This is a genomic window from Psychrobacter namhaensis (assembly GCF_016107545.1).
Lineage (GTDB): Bacteria > Pseudomonadota > Gammaproteobacteria > Pseudomonadales > Moraxellaceae > Psychrobacter > Psychrobacter namhaensis.
The window spans coordinates 1-22,752 of sequence record NZ_JABASS010000019.1; the positions used below are offsets into that span (position 1 = coordinate 1).

Sequence of the window (22,752 nt, forward strand, 5' to 3'; positions counted from 1 at the left end):
CAGAACTCAGTCCTTGATATAAACTTAAACCGTCCAACATTTGGGGGTCAGTTCAGAGTCTCTAAGCGTCAGCGCTTTTTTATGCTAGGGCGTGTCCTCATTTTAAAAATGGTGATAAAAATGAGATAAATTGCAGTCAAACAAGAAAAATAGTGCAGATAATATCGAGATATTAACCAACTATTTGCCGCTGTTTGGCAAGATTTAGCCATTTTTAGTCCGTTTAGATGACTATCGATTGAATTGAGGACACGCCCTAGTAAGCTTATATTCACCATGCGGTTACCAATAGTTTTCTACCGCAATATTTCCTTCACCGCGACGATTCATGACCAAGCCGAGCGTCTTTAACGCCTCTTTGGTGTCTTCCACCATATCTGGATTACCGCATAGCATGACGTGGGTGCTATCAACGTCTAAAGCAATACCTACCCGCTCTTGCAGAGTGCCATCCAATAATAGCTTTGGTAGACGTTCTGACAACGCTCCTTTCACAGGCTCACGGGTCACGATTGGAATAAAAATCAGCTTTGCTGGATTGTCAGCCAGCGAGCCAAAGTCTTCTTGCAAGCGCTCAATCTTCTCGATATACGCCAACTCTGCTGTCGAGCGTGCGCTATAAGCGAGTACGATATGCTCGTAATCTTCCCATGTTTTCAAGTCTTGTAACATAGATAAAAATGGCGCTAAGCCCGTCCCTGTCGCCAGCAACCACAAGTCTTTTGGCAGTGGTTTTTGATAACGTGCTAGCGTCAAAAACCCAAACGGCAGAGTATTAAGCAGCAGCTCATCCCCTACTTGCAGGTGTTGTAATTGCGAGGTAAAGGCACCATCAGGAATAACAATAGAGAAAAACTCTAACACCTCATCAAAGGGTGACGATACAATCGAATAAGCTCGAAAGATGTCTTCATTCAAGGCTGCCTCAAACATCCCATCAGTGGCTTCCGAGACGTCTTGCCGCTGCTTATAATACTGTAGCTGACTAGGATTGACACCCAAACGGACAAATTGCCCTGCCGTAAATTTAAAGCTATCTGGACGGCTGACCGTAAAGCTAAACAGATTTGGCGTCCAGGTGGTTTTACTGAGCACTGTTACCTTTTGAATATTATCACTCATAGTAGTCATTCACTCACACATTATTAATCGTTATTGTCTAAATTTTTTAAACGTTACAAATAAAAAGATGCGCCAAGCTTATCACAAAGCTGGCGCATCTTGGTTTTCTAACCGTAACAATGGCTAAGTAGCGGCATCAGCATACAGCCACTTATACCTTGTCTTTGACAGCAACATCATCAAATAGGACAGCCCTACCAAATACGAGCCAGACTTGCCAACTCAATCATACTGTTTGGCAAGATACCGAAGAAGACAATAATCGCTGTGACCGCAATCACCATGATCCCGCCGGTACGGATACCCCATTGTCCAGCCACATCAAACTCAATAAATTGCTTAGGACGTTTGAATAGCGTGAGCATGACACGCAAGTAATAGAACAAGCCGATGGCACTACCCAAGATAATCATCGCCGCTAAGAACCAATTGGTGCCTTGTACAGCGGCCAATATTGCAAATAGCTTGGTGATAAAGCCTGCCGTTAGCGGAATACCTGCCAATGACAACATCATAATAGTCATGACAGCGGTCAGCACCGGACGACGCCAAAACAGTCCTTGATAATGAGTCAGCTCATCCGCTTCTCCAGATAAGCGATAAGGACTGGACATCAACGTCACCACGCCAAAGGCACCGATAGAGGTAAAGGCATAAACTGCCATATACATACTCGATATACTATCCGCAGCCGTCCCGATGCTCACGATAACGATCAGCACGTAACCCATATGGGCAATCGAAGAGTAACCGAGTAGACGTTTGAGACTGGTTTGACGTATGGCTAATAAATTACCCACCAAAATCGATAAGGTCGCCATCACCATAAGCAGCATCTGTACCGATGGCAACGCCAATAAAGCCGTATCAATTAAGAAGCGAACGGCCAGCGCCATCATCGCAACCTTGGAAACCGAGGCTAAAAATGTGGCGATCGGTGCAGGTGCCCCTTCATAAACATCAGGCGTCCACATGTGAAAGGGCGCAGCCGACAATTTAAAGGCAATACCAAACATCATCATCGCCGCGCCAAGTATCAAGAGTGGCGACTCAAAAAGATTGCTAAGCATCATACTAATAGGCTTGAACCCGAGCGCCCCGACTTCTGCATAAATAAAGGCCATGCCCATCAGCAACGTTGCCGATGCGGTCGCAGACAATACTAAGTATTTCAGACCTGACTCAAGCGAACGGTTACGCATATAAGTATAGGATAGCAAGCCATATAGTGGCACTGAAAGCATCTCTAAACTCATAAAGAACGATGCCATGTGCTGAGCGCTTACCATGAGCAGCGCGCCAATCGTCGATAGCAACATGAGCAGATACAGCTCATCTTTGTTGTCTTTGAGATTTGCCAAATACGCATAAGATAACGTACAGCAGGCCAAGGCGCAGACAAAAATAACCACCATGTTAAACTGAGCAAAGTTGTCAATAACAAATAACTGCTCAGCACTTGGTAAGACCGTTCCGCTCTCGATGATACCAGCCATTTGTCCAATTAAGATAAACAGACCGATATTTAAACCGACGACCGTCACCGTGCCAGTGACCATATGTGAGCGTTTAACGGCGATGGCAATCATGACCACCAACACTGTGATAACGACGGCTATAATCGGTGCATAAGGCAACAATCCCATCAAATCATTCATCGTAATATTATACATGACTTAACGTGCCTCCATTGCATCAAGCAGTTGCGACGCATCTACCTGTGTCACTTGACTGTATATATATGCATTATTAATCCACTGCATCGCATGACTTGAGGTATCAAGGAACGGCTGTGGGTACAGTCCGAGCCATACCAAACCAGCAGCCAGCATCAATAACAACGACAGCTCACGCTTGCCCAAATCTTTTAGTTTACGTACCGGTAATCCATGAGATTTGGTTTCTTGTACGGCCAACGCTTCGATATTGTTTTTACCAAATAGCGCGCGATGAATCAGAATAAGCGAGTATAACCCTGCCAGCACCAAACTAAAGGTAGCCAAGACGACAAACACTGGATACTGCGTAAATGAGCCAAACAAAATCATAAACTCGCCAATGAAGTTCCCTGTGCCCGGTATCCCAAGTAAGGCGGCGCAGAAGAACATCAATATCGGCGCATAGTAGCGGAACTGTCCCCACATGCCGCCCATCAAGGTCAAATCGCGTGTGTGCAGACGCTCATACAACTGACCTGCCATGATAAATAGTGCCGCCGAGCTTAAGCCATGCGCGAGCATCTGAATCATCAGACCTTGTAAGCTAAGCAGTGTGCCGGCATAAATCGCCAAGACCACAAAGCCCATGTGCGAGATACTGGTGTACGCCAGCAGACGCTTCATGTCCGTTTGCATAAAGGCGAGCCACGCCCCGTAGAATATACCGATCGTACCTAAGGTGATCGCAATCGGTGCAAACTCTTGTGACGCCACTGGAAACAAGGGCAAAACAAAACGAATCAAACCATAGGCCGCCGTCTTAATGAGCACACCAGCCAAATCCACCGAACCTGCGGTTGGGGCTTGCGCGTGCGCATCTGGCAACCAACCATGAAAAGGAATAATCGGTAATTTGACCGCAAAGCCAATAAAAAAGCACAGCATGATTGGATATTCCCAGCCGCCAAGTGACGTACCGAGCAAATCATTATAGTTAAAGCTCACCACGCCCGTTTGTGCGTAGCTGATAATGACCAATACCAATATACCGATAAGCATGATTAACCCAGAGGCTTGGGTATAAATAAAGAACTTGGTTGCGGCATATTCTTTGGTTTTGCCAACGACATCATGACCCCAAATCGCGATCAAGAAGTAGATAGGAACCAGCATCATCTCCCAAAAGAAGAAGAATAAAAACAGGTCAATGGCTAAGAAAACACCGATGACGCCGCCCAGGCTCCACAGCAAATTCAGGTGAAAAAAGCCAACACGGCGCTGAATCTCATTCCACGAACAAGCCACCGCAGCAATACCGAGCAGGCCAGTCAACGCTACCATTAATAGCGACAAACCATCTAATGCCAAATGAAAGCTGATACCAAAGCTCGGTATCCACGGCACACTAAATTCAGCCACCCAAGGCACTGCAGAGTTCGGTGCAATCACCTGTTTACTCATACCGCTAAAATCACCGTATTGCCAGAGTACCAATGACAAGGCAAAGGTCAACGTCATACCAATCAAGGCAATCCAGCGCGGCAGACGTTTATTGAACCGCTCTACCAACCAGCATAGCAACCCTGCAATAAAAGGGATCGCAATCAATGCTGGTAGCATCCACGTTTGTTGTAACTCAATCATCTTATACCACCGTCATCATTACCAGCACTAGCAATACCGCCATACCCAAGCCAAAGCTTGCAGCATAGCCTCGAAGTGACCCTGTTTGCGTCGCAGACAATACCTTATTACCTGCTGAAGCCAGCTTAGGTAACACATACCACGTTTTATCGATAGGGTCGGCTTTAAATAAGCGGCCGATGAACAAAAAGGGTTTTACAAAAATCACATCGTATAGCGCATCGAAGCCGAGGCCATGATAGCACCAGTGATATAGCGCCCCACCAATGCGCGAGCGCTTAAAGCTCGTCAGCAGTCGGCCCTTATTGACCACATATAGTAGTGCCGCCAGTATCAAACCTGCCGCCATCGCACCCATCGCAATATACTCTGCTGTATGTTTGCCATGCGCTTGACCCGCCACTTCTAATAAATGCCCAACACTCTCCGGCAACACCCCTTGTAAGGGCGGTGTGATCCATGCGCCAACCGCGGTAGATAACACAAGCAGTACAGTAAGAGGCAGCCAATACGACACCCCTGATAATTTGTGCGCATGGGTTTTTTCTTCGCCAAAGAAAATAATCCAAATCATACGGAAGGTATAAATCGCGGTTAAGAACGCACCGAATACCCCCATATAAAACAGGACCATATGACCGGTGGCATAAGTCTCCCAAAGAATCGCTTCTTTCGAGTAAAAACCAACAGTGACCCAAGGTATCGCAGCCAGTGCACCGCCACCCACGATGTAGCACCAAAATACCAATGGTATTTTCTTACGCAGTCCGCCCATCTTAAAGATATCTTGCTCATGATGTACCGCAAGAATGACCGCACCTGATGATAAGAATAACAAGGCTTTAAAGAAAGCATGCGTCATTAAGTGAAAGATCGCCCCTTGCCATGCGCCAACGCCAAGCGCTAAGAACATATAGCCGATCTGGCTCATGGTCGAATACGCAAGAATACGTTTGATGTCTGTTTGCGCAAGCGCACAAAAACCAGCAACCACCAGTGTCAACGCCCCTACGCCGCCGACCCAGTACAACAAGATACCTGGGGTCAATTCAAACAAGGGATGCAGACGGGCAATTAAATAAACCCCAGCGGTGACCATTGTCGCGGCGTGAATCAGCGCCGAGACTGGTGTCGGGCCTGCCATCGCATCAGCCAGCCATGTATGCAGTGGCAACTGCGCTGATTTACCCATCGCACCGCCAACGAGCATCATGGTAGTAAGCATCATCGTTGGATTATTAATATCGAATACTTCCGGCGCGCGCGTAATAATCTCTTGAATATTCAGCGTACCGAACTCGCGGAACAATAAAAACAAACCAAAGGCTAAGAACACATCACCCACACGCGTGACCGTAAAGGCTTTCATCGCGGCAAGGCCATTGGCTCTGTCATGATAATAGTAACCAATCAAAAGGTAAGAGCAGATACCCACGCCTTCCCAACCAAGATAAAGCAAGAACAAGTTATCTGCTAATACCAGCAATAGCATGCTGGCAACGAACAAGTTCATATAGCTGAAGAAACGGGCAAAGCCAGTGTCCCCTTTCATATACCACGCGGCAAACAGGTGGATTAAAAAGCCAATCCCCGTAATGACCCCAGTCATGGTCAACGCCAAGCCATCAAAGCTCAAGCCGAAATGGGGCGCAAAGTCACCCACTTGGAACCACGTCCACAGTGGAATCTCTACTACCGTGCCGGCTGGATTGGTGGTCAAAAAGCTATAGCTAACCACCAACGTACATAGAGCTGATAACAGCATGCTACCGACACCAACAGCCGCTGCCACCTGTTCCGTTAATTTGTCGCGCATAAAGGCTAAAATCAAAAAGCCAATGAGCGGGAATATAAAGGTTAATGGTAATAAACTCATGACATCATCCTTTCATCTCATTGGCGCTATCGACATCAAGATGCCCACGCTTATGATAAAACCGCAATAATATGGCCAAACCAATGGCCGCTTCTGCTGCTGCCAACGTCAAAATAAAGATAAACATAATCTGTCCATCTGGATCAACCCAGCGACTTCCTGCCACCACAAAGGCCAGTGCTGCCGCGTTCATCATGATCTCAAGACTCATTAGCATAAATAGGAAATTACGTCGTACCATGACCCCGCACAGACCAATGGCAAACAAGATCCCTGCCAAAATTAATCCATGACTCATAGGGATCATACCCAATACATTGTGTACCTCAGCCACAGGCTGTACTAAGCCTGTCACCTCATGGGCAAACGGCACGTTTGACACATCTTGTGCCACGCTCGCTGCTAGTACCATCAGTCGGACTCCTTGCGCGTGACTTTATTCACACCCACATTCATACTTACATAGTCATGCGGGTCAACATCTTTATATTCGTAAGGTTCAGCCATTGTTACTGCCTCACTCTTTGTATGGGTGCTATCGTTACCATATGGCTTGGTATTACCCGTATGGGTCTGAAAGCCTTGAGGGTCATTACCGACGATCTCATCATCGCTCGACTCTTTGCCCAAATGATACGCCGCAACCAAGGCTGCCAATAACAACAACGCCGCCACTTCGATGAGCATCACGTACTTAGTAAACAGCACCGTCCCAACGACTTTGGCCGAAACCGTCGTACCGCCAATCATAGCGGCTTCGTCATGATTAAGACCAATCATTGCGTAAAGCACGACGGCAATAATCAAGGTCAATCCTGTCGGTATCGCCCAAGTACCCGCATCAAGCCAGCGCTCTTCACGCTCATCATTGGTCATCCCTAAATTGAGCATCATGATGACAAAGACAAACAGCACCATAATAGCGCCAGCATAAACAACGATCTCAAGTGCCCCTGCAAATGGCGCACCCAACACAAAAAATATGCCAGCGATCGCCAGTAACGACACAATCATCGATAAAATCGCATGCACTGGATTGGATTGGGTCACCACGCGTAGACTGGCAAAGATTGCCACCGCCGCAAGCGAATAAAACCCTGCCAATTCAGGATGGTTCAAAATATTCATCATGGCAGCAAGCTCCTCAGATCAATCGGTGCAGCTTCATTTTGAGCCGCCCCTTTTGGTTTTTCCGCTACCGCCATACCCGTCACACGATAATAGTTATAATCGGGATATTTGCCTGGTCCTGAAATAAGCAAATGCTCTTTTTCATAAACCAAATCTTGGCGCTTATATTCACCCAGCTCAAAGTCAGGCGTCATTTGTATGGCTGTGGTTGGACACGCCTCTTCACACAATCCGCAAAAAATACAGCGCGAAAAGTTGATCCGGAAAAACTCTGGATACCAGCGTCCGTCTTCACGCTCAGCTTTTTGTAACGAGATACAGCCAACCGGACAGGCCACCGCACACAAGTTACAAGCCACACAGCGCTCGTCCCCATCAGGGTCGCGCGTTAGGACAATACGTCCACGAAAACGCGGCGGTACGGGCACCGGCTCTTCAGGATAAAGAATGGTGTCACGCGGTCTGAGCGCATGACTATTGACCATCCACATGCTGCGGACAATGGTAAATATACCAATGACGGTCTTTTTTATGGTAGTAAACATGGGATTATTATCCTTATCAGCTTTACCCTAGTTCATCAGTGATGGCTAGTGATGATTACAACGTTGGGGAAAAGATCAAAATGACCGCAGCAGTCACCAATAAATTAATCAAGGTTACTGGCAGACAAACTTTCCAGCCAAAGTTCATCACCTGATCATAGCGCGGACGCATGAGTGAGCCTCGAGCCAAAACAAACATGGTCATAAAGAACAACGTCTTAATCATGAACCAAAAAGCTGGTGGAATAAATGGAATATCTAAATTAAAAGGTGGCAGCCAACCGCCAAAGAACAAGCACGTCATGAGGGCAGAAATCAGTACAACGTTGACATACTCGCCAATAAAGAACATACCGAATTTCATACCAGAGTATTCGACATGATACCCTTCCGCGAGCTCCTGCTCTGCTTCTGGTTGGTCAAATGGATGCCTGTGAGTCACGGCCACACCAGCCACCACAAAGGTCAAAAAGCCGAAAAACTGCGGAATGATATACCAGCCATCAATTTGCGACTCTACAATAGCGCGCAAGTTAAAGGAGCCTGTTAACGCGACCACGCCCATCAATGATAAACCCAAAAAGACTTCATAACTGATGGTCTGTGCCGCAGAGCGCAAACCACCCAGTAACGAGAACTTATTGGCAGACGCCCAGCCCCCAAACATCACCGCGTAAACAGCGATACCGGCCATGGCAAAGAAGAACAAGATACCAATGTCCCAATCTGCCACGCCCAGCATGGGCGAGATAGGAATAATGGCAAAGGAGGCCAAGGCGGTAAACATCGCGACCGCTGGGGCCAAGGTAAACATAAACTTATCGGTAAATTTTGGTGTCCAATCTTCTTTAAAGAAGATTTTTAACATGTCAGCAATCAGCTGCAGTGAACCAAAAGGGCCGACACGGTTGGGGCCATAACGGTCTTGCCACAAGGCTAACATGCGGCGCTCATAGACGATCATCATAGCAGCAACCAGCACTACCACTAAAAAGATGACCAACGATTGGCCCACCAAAAACAGAATAGACCAAGCGTCAAAGCTCATACTACCGGCCAAAAAGCTTGGCACATCAGGGATAATACGGGTAACTTGCATATTACACCTCCTGTGTGGTGGTCGGCGCTGTATTCATTTGCGCAGCGTTATTATTGTTCATCATATCGTTAGCCATGCTACCCATCATCGTCACTGGTGCCTCAACTTTGCGTACCGACGCTGGCATTGACGGATGAATGATACTCACCTGTCCAACTGGATAACCGATACAACCTTCTGCTAAGTAACCCACCAGCTGTACTGGCAAGGTGATTTGTTGCTTATCGATTTCAATCGCCAAGTAATCACCGGCCGCAATATTCCAGTCTTTAGCATCATCCACACCAATACGCCATGCGGCAACAGGCAGTTGCTCAGCGACGATTGGGCTACGAGATGCCATCATAGAGCTGGCATAGATATTATGGATAGGCACCAATTTGGCCTGTCCTTGCTGCATATCCGTCGTGTTCGCAGACGTGGCATCAGGCGCGACGTACTGACGAGTGGCTAGGCGCGCTAGCTGATCGAATAAGCGCACTCCAGGATCGCCATTTTTTAGGTGGCCACCGACTTTATCTTGATACTTGTTCCATGCTTGCGGTGAGTTCCATCCTGCCACATTGGCAAAAGGAATCATCGAACTTGGTGTTTGTTTGCCGCTATAGCCTTCCATAGAGAAGGTTAAACCTGTGTCCAAATCTTTTGGCTGCATCGGCTCATGGACTGATATTGGCGCACGCATGGCGGTACGACCTGAATAGCGGCGCGGCTGACGGGCAATTTTAAGACCTGTAATACGGTAATCGGCATCTGGTGCCGCGCCTTTGATACCCGCAAGTTTAGGATGCGTTGCAATCAAGGCATTGATCACATCATCAAGCTGCGTCCAATCGACATCACGGCCTTCAACGCTGCTATGGACCGCATGTAGCCAGCGCCAGCCTTCTTTGATGCTGCTCATTGGATGGTAGTAGTTGTTGTCATACACTTGGAAAAAGCGCTGCGCCCGTCCTTCAGCCGATATCAAGGTGCCATCCGCTTCTGCAAAGCTTGCGGCTGGCAAGACAATATCGACGTCTTTGTGCCAATCGAGCAGCTGATGATCTAAGGCTATGACGGTTTTATCAGTCAATAGCTGCGTTAATTTACTGGCATCAATCGCGTCTGTCAGTTGGTTTTCAGCGACCACCACCACATCAAAATCGGTCGCTAGCAGCTCTTCAACTGACTGACCGCCAAGCAAGCAAACGCCCATGCTGTTGGCATCAGGAACGGTCAAATAAATACCCGCTTGAGCGTGGTAACTCTTGTTAACTTCTCTTAGCTCAGCAGTTTCAGCAGGCTCACGCTCAACATCATCTTGCGCTTCTTTATTGGTGCCCGTTGCAGGCTTGGCGGGTTTTGCTGATAGCTCTTTGTCTTCTTCAGGTTGCTCAGTTTGTGCCTGTTTTTCTACTGCACGGAGCTGCTTATCACGAACCATAGCATTATGCGCTTCAACTTGTTGCTGCTCAGTCGCTTTGATTGCCGCGCGTTTTTGCGTTAAGACCTGAGTAATTTGTGCCGCTGCTTCTATCAATGCCGTAGAAGATAAGCTGCTACCGGATATGACCAATGGTTTATCCGCTTGGATCAAATCATAAGCGATTTGCTGCGCCAATGCTTGCATGCCGTCATTATCAGGACTGGCATCAGTGTTTTGTTCAGCTGTTTGTGGATCTGTTATGTCTGCTAAATCATCAGCGAAGCTTGCAATCTCATCAGCCACTTTAAAGCCAAGTTTGGTGATATCTTCAGGCGTCGCGACCACGCTCACTTTACTGATGTCTTCTAGCTTGGTTTGCGTCACATCGATGACATAAACTGGGCTTAGTGCATCTTGCGCGATACGTTTGACCGGTTCTGCAAGCCAAGACTGTGTCTTCAACGCGGCGGCCATTTTTAGCCCTTCGTTTTTTGCGGCTTGACGTACTGATAATGCGACACGCGATGACGTTTGGGTAATGTCTTCGCCCAATACCAGCACTGCATCATGACTTTCAATATCTGTCATGCTTGGGTTATAGATACCCTCAGTACTAAGCACTTCGATACATTTATTGACCAGAGATTGCTGCTGATGGTTCAGGCCTGTCGAGAAGTTATTAAAGCCGACGAGGTTTTTTAGCGCAAAGTTAGTCTCAAGGCTGGCACGTGGCGAGCCAATACCAATGACTTTTTTGTCCTTGATACGTTTGATGGTTTCATCGAGTGCGTAGTCAATATTGATTTTGACATGCTTATCATTGATACGCTCAAGCGCTTGGGTTGGGCGATCGGCACGATTGACATAGCCGTAACCAAAACGACCACGGTCACACAAGAAGTAACGGTTTACGTCACCGTTGTAGCGGTTTTCGATGCGGCGTAATTCACCATAACGCTCGCCCGGTGAAGTGTTACAACCCGCCGAGCAGCCGTGACAGATGCTAGGCGCATACTGCATGTCCCATTTACGGTTGTAGCGCTCAGAATGCGTCTTATCAGTGAACACACCCGTTGGGCAAACTTCGGTTAAGTTGCCTGAGAACTCGCTTTCAAACTGTCCGTCTTGATCACGGCCAAAATAAACACGATTGTTTGAGCCATAAACACCCAAATCTTCGCCGCCCGCATAGTCTTTATAAAAGCGAACACAGCGATAGCACGCGATACAACGATTCATCTCGTGGGCGATAAAGGGGCCAAGCTCTTGGTTGTGATGGGTACGCTTGGTAAAGCGATAGCGACGACGACTATGGCCTGACATATAAGTCATGTCTTGCAAATGACAATGACCGCCCTCTTCACAAGTTGGACAATCATGCGGATGGTTGGTCATGAGTAGCTCAACCATCGACTTACGAAACGCTTTGGCTTCATCGTCAGTGACTGAGATGTACGTGTCATTCTCAGGTGCGACCATGCAAGACATGACAAGGCGACCGCGACCCGCTTCCATATCCTCGGCGTTTTGGAATTGCTTGACCGCGCACTGACGGCACGAGCCTACTGAGCCTAGGGCGGGATGATAACAAAAATACGGCACATCAATGCCGAGTGATAAGCAGGCTTGTAGTAAGTTGTCGCTGCTATCTACTTCGACAGTGGTTCCATCAATATGTATGACTGCCATGCCGCTCTCCTTATTTCACTACTGGCTGTTGATTGGCTGCAGCATCAATGACGTCTACACCAACCGCCTGCGCGATTTTTTGATCAAACTCAGGACGGAAATATTTAATCGCACTCATGAGTGGCTCCATCGCACCCGGCGCATGCGCACAGAATGTCTTGCCAATCCATAAGTCACGCGTGAGGCCCTCTAGTTTTTCGACATCGCCCACTTGTCCCTCGCCATCATTGATAGCGGTGAGCAGTTTAACGCCCCACGGCAGCCCATCACGGCATGGTGTACACCAACCGCATGATTCGCGCTGAAAGAAAATCTCAAGATTACGCAGCAGTGGCACCATGTCTTGTGATTCATCGACCACCATGATCAGCCCTGTACCCATACGGCTACCGGCTTTTTGAATGGGGTCAAAGTCTACCACCACATCTAAATGCTCTGCGGTCAAAAAGTCGGTCGATGCGCCGCCTGGCAACCACGCTTTTAGTTTTTTGCCGTCTTTCATACCGCCCGCCAAGTCTTCAATAATCTCACGAGCGGTGTAACCAAAAGGCAGCTCCCATAGGCCTGGGTCGTTCACCCGTCCTGAACAGCCAAACAGCTTAGTACCAGGGGTGTCACTTTTACCTTTAATCTTAGATAGCGACTGATACCAGTCTACGCCATGATTTAAAATCGCTGGCATATTACTTAAGGTCTCAACGTTATTGACAACTGTTGGACGGCCCCATGCGCCAGAGATTTGTGGAAACGGCGGTTTGGTACGTGGGTTGGCACGGCGACCTTCTAAGCAGTTAATAAGTGCCGTCTCTTCACCGCAAATATAACGTCCAGCGCCCGTGTGCACATGCAAATTAAAACTAAAATCTGAGCCTAAAATGTTATCGCCCATTAGATTATTGGCCAAACACTCTTCGATGGCAGTAACCAAACGCTCAGCGGCTAGAATGTATTCACCGCGGATAAAGATATAGCCATCCGTCGCTCCGATAGCGTGAGCGGTGATCAGCATCCCTTCGATCAGCTGAAACGGCAGACGCTCCATGAGCAAACGGTCTTTAAACGTACCTGGCTCCATCTCATCCGCGTTACAAATGAGATAGCGCGGCAAACCGTCCGGCGGCGACATAAATGACCACTTCAATCCAGCGTTAAAACCTGCGCCACCGCGACCTCTGACATTGGCAGCTTTAATCATATTGCCCACATCTTTAGGTGACTTACTTAACGCTTGCTTTAAGCCAGTAAAGCCTTTTAAAGACTCGTAGGTTGCCAGATCAAGCACGGCATCATGATGCGCCAAACGCCAAGTCAAAGGCTTGGTTTCACTAGTGGCTGTCGCTTTATCACCATAAATCGGAACACGCTGTGCATTCAATTGGCTTGGCGCTTGGCCTTGGCCGCGACGAGCAATTTGCTCTGAAATCGTTAAACTCATGCGTATAGCTCCAATAATTGCGCAACCTCAGATGGCTGGACAGGGCCATAAGTGTCTTCATCAATCAACACTGCTGGCCCCTTATCACAGTTTCCTAAGCAGCAAATCGGCAATAGCGTAAAGCGGCCATCTGCGGTTGTCTGGCCATAATCAATACCGAGCTGCGATCTGATCTCAGCGGAGAGCGCTTCATAACCCGTTAAGTAGCAAGCCACCGAATCACAAATAAGAATGACATGGCGCCCGACAGGCTGACGATAAATGCGATTAAAGAAAGTGGCGACGCCATCCATATCTGACATCGGAATGTCTAAGATGTTGGCGATGGCATTGACTTGCGCATCATCAACCCAACCGTTGCGCTTTTGCACGATTTTTAGGGCATCGAGCGAGGCTGCACGTGCCTGTGGGTAATGATGCATAAACTCATGAATGGCAGTGATTTCCTCAGCGGTGAGGATGCTTGCCACATCTACTTTTGGCATTTTGTCGGAAACAATTTTCATAATCTTTTATCTTTCCTCACTCATCCTGCTCTATCACAAGGCAACGTCAGTCATACTGCAACCGTGACCATATTGACGTGTGAGAGCATTTTGGTGTGCCATTTGGCAATAATATATTGATTAATATCTCTTTTTTCACAAACGCTAACGGTCACAATCCGCCATTACAATATCAATCGACGCCAAATACATAATAGCATCGGATACAAGCGAGCCATTGATGACTGACGGCATTTGCTGCAAATGGGCAAACGTCGGCGTACGAATACGCGTGCGATAGCTCATCGTGGCTTTGTCTGATGTAATGTAATAGCTGTTCAAACCTTTGGTCGCCTCGACGATCGTCGTACACTCGCCCGCTGGCATCACAGGTCCCCACGATACTGAGATAAAGTGGTTAATCAGTGTCTCAATATCGTTTAGCGTACGGTCTTTTGGCGGTGGTACAGCCAGAGGGTGATCGGCCTTGTAAGGTCCTTGTGGCATGTTGTCCATACACTGGCGAATAATACGTAACGACTGACGCATCTCTTCGACTTTCACCATACAGCGATCATAAGCGTCACCGTTATACCCAACTGGCACTTCAAAATCGTAATTTTCATAGCCCATATATGGCCGTGCTTTACGCAGATCAAAGTCCACGCCGGTGGCACGTAGACCTGCCCCAGTGACGCCCCACGCCAGCGCTTGCTTGGCATTGTATTGTGCCACACCTTGGGTACGGCCTTTAAGCACACTGTTTTGCAATGCCGCTTTGACGTACTCGTCCAAGCGTTTTGGCATCCAATCTAAGAACTCACGGACCAAACGCTGCCAGCCGCGCGGCAAATCAGCCGCCGTACCGCCGATACGGAACCAAGCCGGATGCATACGATAACCGGTCACCGCTTCGATGACGTCATAGGCTTTTTGGCGATCGGTAAACATATAGAACACCGGGGTCATGCCGCCTGCATCCTGAATGAAAGTACCGACAAACAGTAGGTTATTGGTAATACGGAAAAACTCGCTCATCATCACGCGGATGGTTTCAGCGCGCGGTGGAACCGTAATACCAGCCAGCTTTTCGACCGACATGATGTACGGCAGCTCATTCATCACACCGCCGAGATAATCGATACGGTCAGTATAAGGAATGTATGAATGCCACGTTTGACGCTCAGCCATCTTTTCTGCGCCGCGATGGTGATAGCCAATGTCAGGGATACAATCGACCACTTCTTCGCCATCCAGCTGCAACACCAAACGGAACGCACCATGAGCCGAGGGATGGTTAGGACCAATGTTCAAGAACATAAAGTCCTCATCACGCCCTGAGCGCTTCATGCCCCACTCTTCTGGGACAAAACGCAGGTTCTCTTGCTCGTATTGCTGCTTTGCTGTGTTCAAGAAGTACGGCGTAAACTCCGTCGCACGCGCGTGATACTCTTTACGCAGTGGATGCCCTTCCCAATACTTGGGTAATAAGATGCGGGTCAAATGGGGGTGACCACTAAAGACCACACCGAACATATCCCACACTTCGCGCTCATACCAATTGGCATTTGGCCAAATCTGGGTGGCGCTCGGCACATTGAGATCATCTTCACTCAGCGCCACTTTAATGCGTATATCACTATTACGCTCAAGCGACATCAGATGATAAAACACCGTAAAATCACTGTCAGGCAAGCCGCCACGATGCTGGCGCAGACGCTCGTCGATGGCAGACAAGTCAAATAGCATGACATAGGGCTTGGGCAATTTACGCAAGAACAAGAGAATGTCTAGTAAATCAGCACGCGCGACCCAAACTGTTGGAATCTCATCCACAGTGTGCTGTATCACAAACTTGCCAGCATACTTATCTTCCAACTCTTTGATAACAGCTGGAACAGGCTGAATCTTAGGATCTATATTTTCGACTACCGTGACCATGAATGATGTATTCCTTCATTAATCATAACTGAGCTATGTTAAACATAAGCGAACTATGATGAGCGTATGCACACTTAACCCGTTTAGGGATTTTTAATTATCGAGCCAAACTGCCCGCTTAAACCATCACTGGCTAAACACCGGCTGACTAAATACTGTCTGGGCTACGCAAGTTTTTCACAGCGATACGATCCGCTTGCTTACGGTCACGCTCAGGCGTCATTTGCGGCTGATACACACCCTGCTCATTGACATGAATGCCAAGCGGGCGGCGCTCTTTGGTGATGGACTCTTGTAGCAGCATTAACCCTTGAATCAAGGCTTCTGGGCGCGGCGGACAGCCTGGCACATAAACATCTACGGGGATAATTTTATCGACGCCTTGTACCACAGAATAAATGTCGTACATACCGCCAGAGTTAGCACAGGCCCCCATAGAGATGACCCATTTTGGCTCAAGCATTTGCTCGTATAGACGCTGAATGACAGGCGCCATTTTAATAAAGCAAGTACCAGCGACGATCATGACATCTGCCTGACGGGGCGAGGCACGAATAACCTCTGCCCCAAAGCGAGACAAATCGTGGACCGCTGTTAAGGTCGTGGCATATTCGACATAACAGCAAGACGTACCAAAGTTAAATGGCCAGAGCGAGTGCTTGCGCCCCCAGTTTGCTGTCGAATGGACGAGGTCTTCGAGACGACCCATAAAGACATTTTTATTGACTTCATCTTCGATAGGATCGTTGACCGTTTGACTGGTCTGTGCAGGATAGGTATCTGCATCAGGGTTGGCTTTTGTTAATGTGTATTTCATAACATACAACCTTTATATTAGGCGTCGCGTGGCAAACACCTTGCCATCACGACGGCCTTAACTTCTATTATGAATAAATGATCATTAATATACATTCAATAGACAAACATGACGGCGTCATCCTGTCTCTGCTAACAGCCTTTATCCGCTACAAAAAGCCTGACGAGACCGTTAGCCACTAACGCCCAACGTTATCACGCGGAGCAGACGACACAAAATCCACGGAAGTGACATGACCGGTGGTATTAATATGATCGATGTTTTGTAGGTGACGGCGATTGGTCTCAATATTGTTTGAGACATTAATTTGTCCTGAGGACTGCGCTGGTATTTTGCCCGTCGGATCAACCATCAGCTCATCAACCCCATCAAAGCCCGTGATGTCTGCCAAATTAAAGCCTGCGGGCGCGGCATACAGACGTTCTTTTTTACGGCGCTTGTCAGCTGGGGCCCAGTTCATCGCACCTAAGCTTAGCTCATAGATCAAACCGATGATTAAGATGGTAATAAAGACGGCGGCAGCAGCAAAGCCAAGCCAGCCCGCTTCACGCACTGACACCGCATAAGCGTAAAGATATAGCGCTTCTAGATCAAAGATAACAAAGAAAATCGCCACCAAGTAGAATTTGGCAGACAAACGAATACGGGCGTTGCCAGATCCGACAACACCCGCTTCAAATACTTCTTCTTTTTGTGAACCTTGAGAGCGACCACCAAGCAAACGCGGAACGGCCAGCATAAAGACAACTAGCCCAATGGCGGCTAAGATAAAAGCAATGGCTGACCAATTAAAAGCAGACATGATAATACGTGCTCCTCACCCAATCGAGTGTTAAGCCCAGCGTAAATATGACCTATTTTAAGGCCATCTAGCGATAGGCATAACGCAGACAAAAATACAAAGCGACTGTCATTGAGCCACTGTATTTAAGTTACTATTTTAGGGTCTGTGCTGGTAACAACCAATTATCAAGCTTATTGACGACGATGTCAGACGTGACCAACTGTAGATATTCCGGTATGCGCGGATAAAAGGCTGGTCGCCTAACGCATCTCCTAACAACGTAAGATCAACGTATTAAATCAATATCATATCCGAGGTTTACTTAATTGATTTAATAGCTCATTACACGTGGTCAATCATGACGTGACAACTGGCATAAATTATTTACGTACTATACGCATATCAGCGCCCAAAAGCTAGTTTTTAACTGTATTGAACGGTCACTTTATCTGCAAAAAAAATGTGTTTTTTTTACCATAAGTTATGATATAGACGTTACCTTATATTAACCCCAAATCCGCACTTTTAGCCCCTAGCGGTTGCAGTAGCGGTTTTCCTCATTTTCTAAGACCTCAATCGGCGGCTTTAACGCACGGATTCAGCACCCAACTCCTCCCCAAAGTCACGGTTTTTGCTTTATAATAGCCAACCTAAATTCAATGGCTTACTATCATTATATTGTCGTTGAGTCACAAATCCTCTTACCCTTATGATGTGATTTTTTATTAAAAACGTCACGATATCCATTTTAATGATACACGCCGCCTGCATTTAGCTATGATGTTATCAGCGCACCCCACTTTTTTGCTTTTGTCTTACAGGTCACGTTATGAGTCAACTTAATCCCAAACAAACCGAGGCCATGCTTTACGTATCCGGGCCATTGCTTGTGCTAGCAGGTGCAGGTTCCGGTAAGACGTCAGTGATTACGCGCAAGATTGCCTATCTGATCGAAGAGTGCGACATGCCAGCGGAGCGCATCACTGCCGTGACCTTTACCAATAAAGCGGCACGCGAGATGAAAGCCCGTGTCAGTAAACTGTTGCCAAGCGAAAAAATGCGTGGACTGACCGTGTCCACCTTTCACCAATTTGGCCTACAGTTTTTACGCTACGAGCTGATTCATACCCCGCTTAAGGGCAACTTCTCTATCATGGACAGCGACGACAGTAAGCGTTTGCTCATGGAGCTGATGATGCGCGATAACTTGAGCGGCGCTGAGAGTCGTGAGCTGGTGGGTAAAGCGATCAAGATGATTTCGGATTGGAAAAACGATTTGATTGAGCCTGATCAGGCAATGGAAACGTTAGACGATCCGGAAGACATGATTTTTGCGACCCTTTATGCCCTATACGAGCGCAACCTACGCGCGTATAACGCGGTTGATTTTGATGACTTGATTGTACTGCCAACGAAAATACTGCGTGAAAATGCGCAGTTGCGTGACAAATGGCAAAACCGTATCCGCTATCTGCTCGTCGATGAGTATCAAGATACCAACACCGCTCAGTATGAAATGATCAAATATTTGGTCGGGCCGCAAGGGCGTTTTACGGTCGTGGGTGACGATGACCAATCTATCTATGCGTGGCGCGGGGCCAAGCCTGAAAACATGGCGCTACTCAAAGAAGATTTTCCAAAGCTCAAAATCGTCATGCTTGAGCAAAATTACCGCTCAACCACGCGTATTTTAACCTCGGCCAACGCGGTCATTCTCAACAATGAGCATTTGTTTGAGAAAAAACTGTGGTCAGATAAAGGCCAAGGCGAAAAAATCCGTATTATCAACTGCCGTAACGACGATGATGAGTCCGAGCGTGTGGCCAAAGAAATCGTCACACATAAACTGCGTTTTGGGAATGAGTGGGAGCAATATGCCGTCCTTTATCGCAGTAACTTTCAAGCGCGTATGTTAGAGGCACAATTGCGGCAGCTGCAAGTGCCTTATAAGTTATCCGGCGGTCAGTCGTTTTTTGCGCGTAGTGAAATCAAAGACATCATGGGTTATCTGCGCTTGATCTTGAATCCTGAAGACGACAGTGCGTTTTTGCGGATTATTAACACGCCAAAGCGCGGCATGGGTCCTGCTACGCTTGAGAAGCTGGGCTTGTTTGCCCAAGAGCACAGCATCTCGCTACTAGCGTCTTGTACTCATGCTGGCTTGACGCATGTCTTGCCATCAAAGGCTTACGGCACGATAAAAGAATTTGGTGAGTTTATTGAGCACTATACGCGCGAGCTCGATCAACACCCCGACCCTGTGCCTATTGTGCGCCAGATGATCGATGAGACGGGCTATATTGACTTTGTCCGTAGTGATGCCAAAACGCCGCAACAAGAAAAAAACCGCATCGATAACATCGATATGCTCTACACCAGCATCCAGTCGTTGATCAATCGCGCGGAAGAAGACGAAGATCGGACGATTGATACCATCATTCGTAAGCTGGTATTGCTTGATATGCTCGAGCAACAGCAAGAAGAAGAGAATACCAATAAAGTCAATCTGATGACCTTGCACGCGGCAAAAGGCCTAGAGTTTGATTACGTTTATATCATGGGGCTTGAGGAGGAGATGCTGCCGCACCGCAACTCTATCTTGAGCGAAACGGTCGAAGAAGAGCGGCGTTTGATGTACGTAGGTATTACCCGTGCGCGCCGTGAGCTAACCTTGACGCTCGCCACCCAGCGCCGTGCAGGTGGTCAAATGCGCGTTACCTCAGAGTCACGTTTTTTAGAGGAGCTGCCAGAAGATCATATTGACTGGCCGGCCAAGGCGAAAAAGAAAAAAGCCACCAAAGACCCTGAAAAAGTCGCTGATGAGTATTTGGCCAATATTCGAGCATTATTGGGTAAACGCTAGCGTTCGGCTCAGTGCTTGATCGCAAAGTCAAAAGTCAATTGGCGGCTTATGGCTTAATCAAACATTTTAGGCTTTGCCCTTATTACCTCTGTTAAAAACTTTGTACCTTTTAAAAACTCTGGAACCTTTATGCCTAGCTCTACGCCCGATCAGGAACGACCATCAGTGCTACCGGGAGACTATAATCCGGCAGAATATAGCGCCGAATATAAGCTCCTGTACTTACAGGGGCTGGTTGCTGATAAGGCTTATGAGGCGATTACTGAATTTTTAGAACGGCAGTCAGAGTATGAAATCGCCAACCTGCTAGAGTCTTTTCCTACCCAAAATCGTCTGTTGATTTGGGCGCAAGTGCCTGAAAACATAAAGGGTGAGGTGCTCGCTGAGCTAGAGTTTGATACCCGTCAGCCACTGATGGAAAACATCTCCTCCAAGGAAATCTCCTTATTTACCCAAGACCTTGATGCTCAAGACATCTCCGAGATTTTGGATACCGTGACCGAGAGCGTACGTTCCTCAGTCATGGCCACCTTGGATGAAGACATTCGCGTTCAGGTGAATAAGCTCGACACCTATGCCGACTGGGAAGTTGGTAGTTATATGGATCCTGACCTGATTCAGGTAAGCGACAGTGTGAGTCTGGCTGAAGTACAAAACTGGCTCCGAGAAAATGATGAATTACTCGATGATGAGAGCCAAGAGCTGTTGGTGGTCGATCAAAGCCAGCAGTTACTCGGACTACTGAGTCTGGTTGATTTGATTAAACACGACCAAAGCACCTTAGTCTCAGAGCTGATTGATACGGCCGTCACTATTAATGATCGCTTAGACATTCAAGATGCCGCCGCGATTTTTCGATCAGAAGACATTCGCTTTGCGCCCGTTATTAATAGCTATGGCGAGTTGGTGGGTCAATTAAATGGTGAGGACATCATGGAGATTATCCAAGATGATGTCGACAGCACCATGAAAAACCTAGCTGGTGTCAGTCAAGATGAAGAGCTGTTTGCACCTATTTTGACCAGCGCGAAAAGTCGGAGTGTTTGGCTAGGCATTAATTTGTGTACTGCCCTTTTAGCCGCTGCGGTAATTGGGCAGTTTGAAGCCGTGTTAGCACAAGTGGTGGCGCTGGCGATACTCATGCCCGTGGTCGCGAGCATGGGCGGTATTGCAGGGTCGCAGACACTCACTGTTGTGATCCGCGGTATGGCCATGGGTCAAATCGGGGGCTCTAACCGCTTGTGGCTACTCAATAAAGAGCTGTGGGTTGGCGCGATAAACGGTATCATATGGGCGATAATCATGGCGTTTATCGCCCAATTGTGGTTTCATGACATTAAAATCAGTGCAGTCATCGGCTTTGCCATTGCCATTAATATGACGGCAGCGAACGTCTCTGGTATTAGTATTCCTTTGTTGCTAAAACGCATGAATATTGACCCTGCATTATCTGCCTCGGTTATCCTAACCACCGTGACGGATATTGTCGGCTTTATGTCTTTCTTGGGCTTAGCAAGTGTGCTGATACTGTAGTCTAAAAACAGTAACCTAAAGACCGTAATCTAAAAACAGGGGCTTGCTTTTGCCTTAAAAGCATACTGTCTATTTGTATTAAAAAGTTAAATTTGTTCTATTTATAAAACCATTAAATCGTTAAGTGAGTGCGTTATGCAAGCTGTACAAGTGAAAGTCTTAAACCCTAAAATCACCGAAGATAAAGCGTTTTCTCTTCCTACTCGCGCCACTGATGGTAGTGCAGGTATTGACTTGCGGGCTTGCATCGATAAGCCTTTGACGATTAAAGCGGGTGCCACGCACTTAATCGGCACCGGCCTCGCCGTTTATATCCAAGACCCTAATTATGCGGGTATGATTTTGCCGCGCTCAGGTCTCGGTCATAAGCACGGTATCGTCTTGGGTAACTTGGTTGGGCTGATTGATGCAGATTATCAAGGTGAGCTTATGGTCAGTATTTGGAATCGCAGCAACGAAGACTTTATCCTCAATCCAAGCGATCGCATGGCTCAGTATATCGTGGTGCCGGTCGCTCGTCCTGAGTTTGAGGTCGTCTCAGAATTTAGTGATGAAAGCGTTCGCGGTGCTGGCGGCTTTGGCCATTCAGGACGTCAGTAGCGGTTAGTAGTCACTGCTAAGCAGTAGCGGTGATTAGATTAGATAGACATCGCCATTGACAATTATTAAAGTTAACACTCAAGTTGTATGAGTAGCGGTATCAATAACCACGACAACATTGT

At 47.5% G+C, this 22,752-nt stretch carries 17 protein-coding genes; 3 read left to right on the forward strand and 14 right to left on the reverse strand.

Annotation, left to right across the window (positions count from 1 at the left end; all coding sequences use genetic code 11):
- Positions 1–282 precede the first annotated feature (282 nt).
- The 14 genes from JFC06_RS11345 to ndhC all read right to left on the reverse strand — a co-directional run bounded on the left by JFC06_RS11345 (position 283) and on the right by ndhC (position 17,652).
- Positions 283–1,122 carry a ferredoxin--NADP reductase gene (locus tag JFC06_RS11345; protein WP_198335133.1) on the reverse strand — a complete coding sequence of 280 codons (840 nt, stop codon included), beginning with the start codon at positions 1,120–1,122 and terminating at the stop codon, positions 283–285.
- A 194-nt stretch (positions 1,123–1,316) separates the two neighbouring features.
- Positions 1,317–2,795 (reverse strand): NADH-quinone oxidoreductase subunit N, encoded by a 1,479-nt coding sequence (locus JFC06_RS11350; protein WP_198335134.1) that lies wholly within the window; start codon positions 2,793–2,795, stop codon positions 1,317–1,319.
- 3 nt (positions 2,796–2,798) lie between these two features.
- A complete protein-coding gene (nuoM, locus tag JFC06_RS11355; protein WP_198335135.1) occupies positions 2,799–4,424 on the reverse strand; it encodes an NADH-quinone oxidoreductase subunit M in 1,626 nt (541 codons plus the stop codon).
- A 1-nt stretch (position 4,425) separates the two neighbouring features.
- On the reverse strand, positions 4,426–6,300 hold the full coding sequence (gene nuoL / locus JFC06_RS11360) for an NADH-quinone oxidoreductase subunit L (RefSeq protein ID WP_198335137.1): 1,875 nt from the start codon (positions 6,298–6,300) through the stop codon (positions 4,426–4,428).
- A 4-nt stretch (positions 6,301–6,304) separates the two neighbouring features.
- Positions 6,305–6,613: an NADH-quinone oxidoreductase subunit NuoK gene (gene nuoK / locus JFC06_RS11365; protein WP_040641932.1), complete on the reverse strand. Its 309-nt coding sequence runs from the start codon at positions 6,611–6,613 to the stop codon at positions 6,305–6,307.
- A gap of 98 nt (positions 6,614–6,711) precedes the next feature.
- The gene (gene nuoJ, locus JFC06_RS11370; RefSeq protein WP_198335138.1) at positions 6,712–7,431 is read right to left on the reverse strand and encodes an NADH-quinone oxidoreductase subunit J; all 720 of its coding nucleotides are present in this window, start codon (positions 7,429–7,431) and stop codon (positions 6,712–6,714) included.
- Complete coding sequence (gene nuoI / locus JFC06_RS11375; RefSeq protein WP_193005623.1) at positions 7,428–7,976, reverse strand: NADH-quinone oxidoreductase subunit NuoI; 549 nt, start codon at positions 7,974–7,976, stop codon at positions 7,428–7,430. Before nuoI ends, nuoJ begins: the two co-directional genes overlap by 4 nt.
- Before the next feature lie 55 nt (positions 7,977–8,031).
- Positions 8,032–9,024 carry an NADH-quinone oxidoreductase subunit NuoH gene (nuoH, locus tag JFC06_RS11380; RefSeq protein ID WP_193005637.1) on the reverse strand — a complete coding sequence of 331 codons (993 nt, stop codon included), beginning with the start codon at positions 9,022–9,024 and terminating at the stop codon, positions 8,032–8,034.
- A 52-nt stretch (positions 9,025–9,076) separates the two neighbouring features.
- Positions 9,077–12,172, reverse strand: a complete 3,096-nt coding sequence (nuoG, locus tag JFC06_RS11385) for an NADH-quinone oxidoreductase subunit NuoG (RefSeq protein WP_198335139.1) — start codon at positions 12,170–12,172, stop codon at positions 9,077–9,079.
- A gap of 10 nt (positions 12,173–12,182) precedes the next feature.
- On the reverse strand, positions 12,183–13,607 hold the full coding sequence (nuoF, locus tag JFC06_RS11390; protein WP_198335140.1) for an NADH-quinone oxidoreductase subunit NuoF: 1,425 nt from the start codon (positions 13,605–13,607) through the stop codon (positions 12,183–12,185).
- Positions 13,604–14,113, reverse strand: coding sequence for an NADH-quinone oxidoreductase subunit NuoE (gene nuoE / locus JFC06_RS11395; protein WP_198335142.1), 510 nt, complete (start codon positions 14,111–14,113; stop codon positions 13,604–13,606). The genes nuoF and nuoE overlap by 4 nt, the downstream gene beginning before the upstream one ends.
- A 144-nt stretch (positions 14,114–14,257) precedes the next feature.
- Positions 14,258–16,033: an NADH-quinone oxidoreductase subunit C/D gene (nuoC, locus tag JFC06_RS11400; RefSeq protein ID WP_198335143.1), complete on the reverse strand. Its 1,776-nt coding sequence runs from the start codon at positions 16,031–16,033 to the stop codon at positions 14,258–14,260.
- Positions 16,034–16,181: 148 nt separating this feature from the next.
- A complete protein-coding gene (locus tag JFC06_RS11405; protein ID WP_193005618.1) occupies positions 16,182–16,850 on the reverse strand; it encodes a NuoB/complex I 20 kDa subunit family protein in 669 nt (222 codons plus the stop codon).
- A 178-nt stretch (positions 16,851–17,028) separates the two neighbouring features.
- Positions 17,029–17,652, reverse strand: coding sequence for an NADH-quinone oxidoreductase subunit A (gene ndhC / locus JFC06_RS11410; protein ID WP_198335144.1), 624 nt, complete (start codon positions 17,650–17,652; stop codon positions 17,029–17,031).
- An 811-nt stretch (positions 17,653–18,463) separates the two neighbouring features.
- Between ndhC and JFC06_RS11415 the strand changes: the two genes are divergently transcribed.
- From JFC06_RS11415 to dut, 3 genes are all read left to right on the forward strand, one after another.
- On the forward strand, positions 18,464–20,497 hold the full coding sequence (locus JFC06_RS11415) for a UvrD-helicase domain-containing protein (RefSeq protein WP_198335146.1): 2,034 nt from the start codon (positions 18,464–18,466) through the stop codon (positions 20,495–20,497).
- Positions 20,498–20,626: 129 nt separating this feature from the next.
- The gene (mgtE, locus tag JFC06_RS11420) at positions 20,627–22,030 is read left to right on the forward strand and encodes a magnesium transporter (RefSeq protein ID WP_198335148.1); all 1,404 of its coding nucleotides are present in this window, start codon (positions 20,627–20,629) and stop codon (positions 22,028–22,030) included.
- A 135-nt stretch (positions 22,031–22,165) separates the two neighbouring features.
- Positions 22,166–22,630, forward strand: a complete 465-nt coding sequence (dut, locus tag JFC06_RS11425) for a dUTP diphosphatase (RefSeq protein WP_198335150.1) — start codon at positions 22,166–22,168, stop codon at positions 22,628–22,630.
- Positions 22,631–22,752 lie beyond the last annotated feature (122 nt).

Excerpts from the sequence above, each read along its gene's own strand:
- JFC06_RS11345 (WP_198335133.1), bottom strand. The coding sequence starts at position 1,122 with ATGAGTGATAATATTCAAAAGGTAACAGTGCTCAGTAAAACCACCTGG.
- JFC06_RS11350 (WP_198335134.1), bottom strand. The coding sequence starts at position 2,795 with ATGTATAATATTACGATGAATGATTTGATGGGATTGTTGCCTTATGCA.
- nuoM (WP_198335135.1), bottom strand. The coding sequence starts at position 4,424 with ATGATTGAGTTACAACAAACGTGGATGCTACCAGCATTGATTGCGATC.
- nuoL (WP_198335137.1), bottom strand. The coding sequence starts at position 6,300 with ATGAGTTTATTACCATTAACCTTTATATTCCCGCTCATTGGCTTTTTG.
- nuoJ (WP_198335138.1), bottom strand. The coding sequence starts at position 7,431 with ATGATGAATATTTTGAACCATCCTGAATTGGCAGGGTTTTATTCGCTT.
- nuoI (WP_193005623.1), bottom strand. The coding sequence starts at position 7,976 with ATGTTTACTACCATAAAAAAGACCGTCATTGGTATATTTACCATTGTC.
- nuoH (WP_193005637.1), bottom strand. The coding sequence starts at position 9,024 with ATGAGCTTTGACGCTTGGTCTATTCTGTTTTTGGTGGGCCAATCGTTG.
- nuoG (WP_198335139.1), bottom strand. The coding sequence starts at position 12,172 with ATGGCAGTCATACATATTGATGGAACCACTGTCGAAGTAGATAGCAGC.
- nuoF (WP_198335140.1), bottom strand. The coding sequence starts at position 13,607 with ATGAGTTTAACGATTTCAGAGCAAATTGCTCGTCGCGGCCAAGGCCAA.
- nuoE (WP_198335142.1), bottom strand. The coding sequence starts at position 14,113 with ATGAAAATTGTTTCCGACAAAATGCCAAAAGTAGATGTGGCAAGCATC.
- nuoC (WP_198335143.1), bottom strand. The coding sequence starts at position 16,033 with ATGGTCACGGTAGTCGAAAATATAGATCCTAAGATTCAGCCTGTTCCA.
- JFC06_RS11405 (WP_193005618.1), bottom strand. The coding sequence starts at position 16,850 with ATGAAATACACATTAACAAAAGCCAACCCTGATGCAGATACCTATCCT.
- ndhC (WP_198335144.1), bottom strand. The coding sequence starts at position 17,652 with ATGTCTGCTTTTAATTGGTCAGCCATTGCTTTTATCTTAGCCGCCATT.
- JFC06_RS11415 (WP_198335146.1), top strand. The coding sequence starts at position 18,464 with ATGAGTCAACTTAATCCCAAACAAACCGAGGCCATGCTTTACGTATCC.
- mgtE (WP_198335148.1), top strand. The coding sequence starts at position 20,627 with ATGCCTAGCTCTACGCCCGATCAGGAACGACCATCAGTGCTACCGGGA.
- dut (WP_198335150.1), top strand. The coding sequence starts at position 22,166 with ATGCAAGCTGTACAAGTGAAAGTCTTAAACCCTAAAATCACCGAAGAT.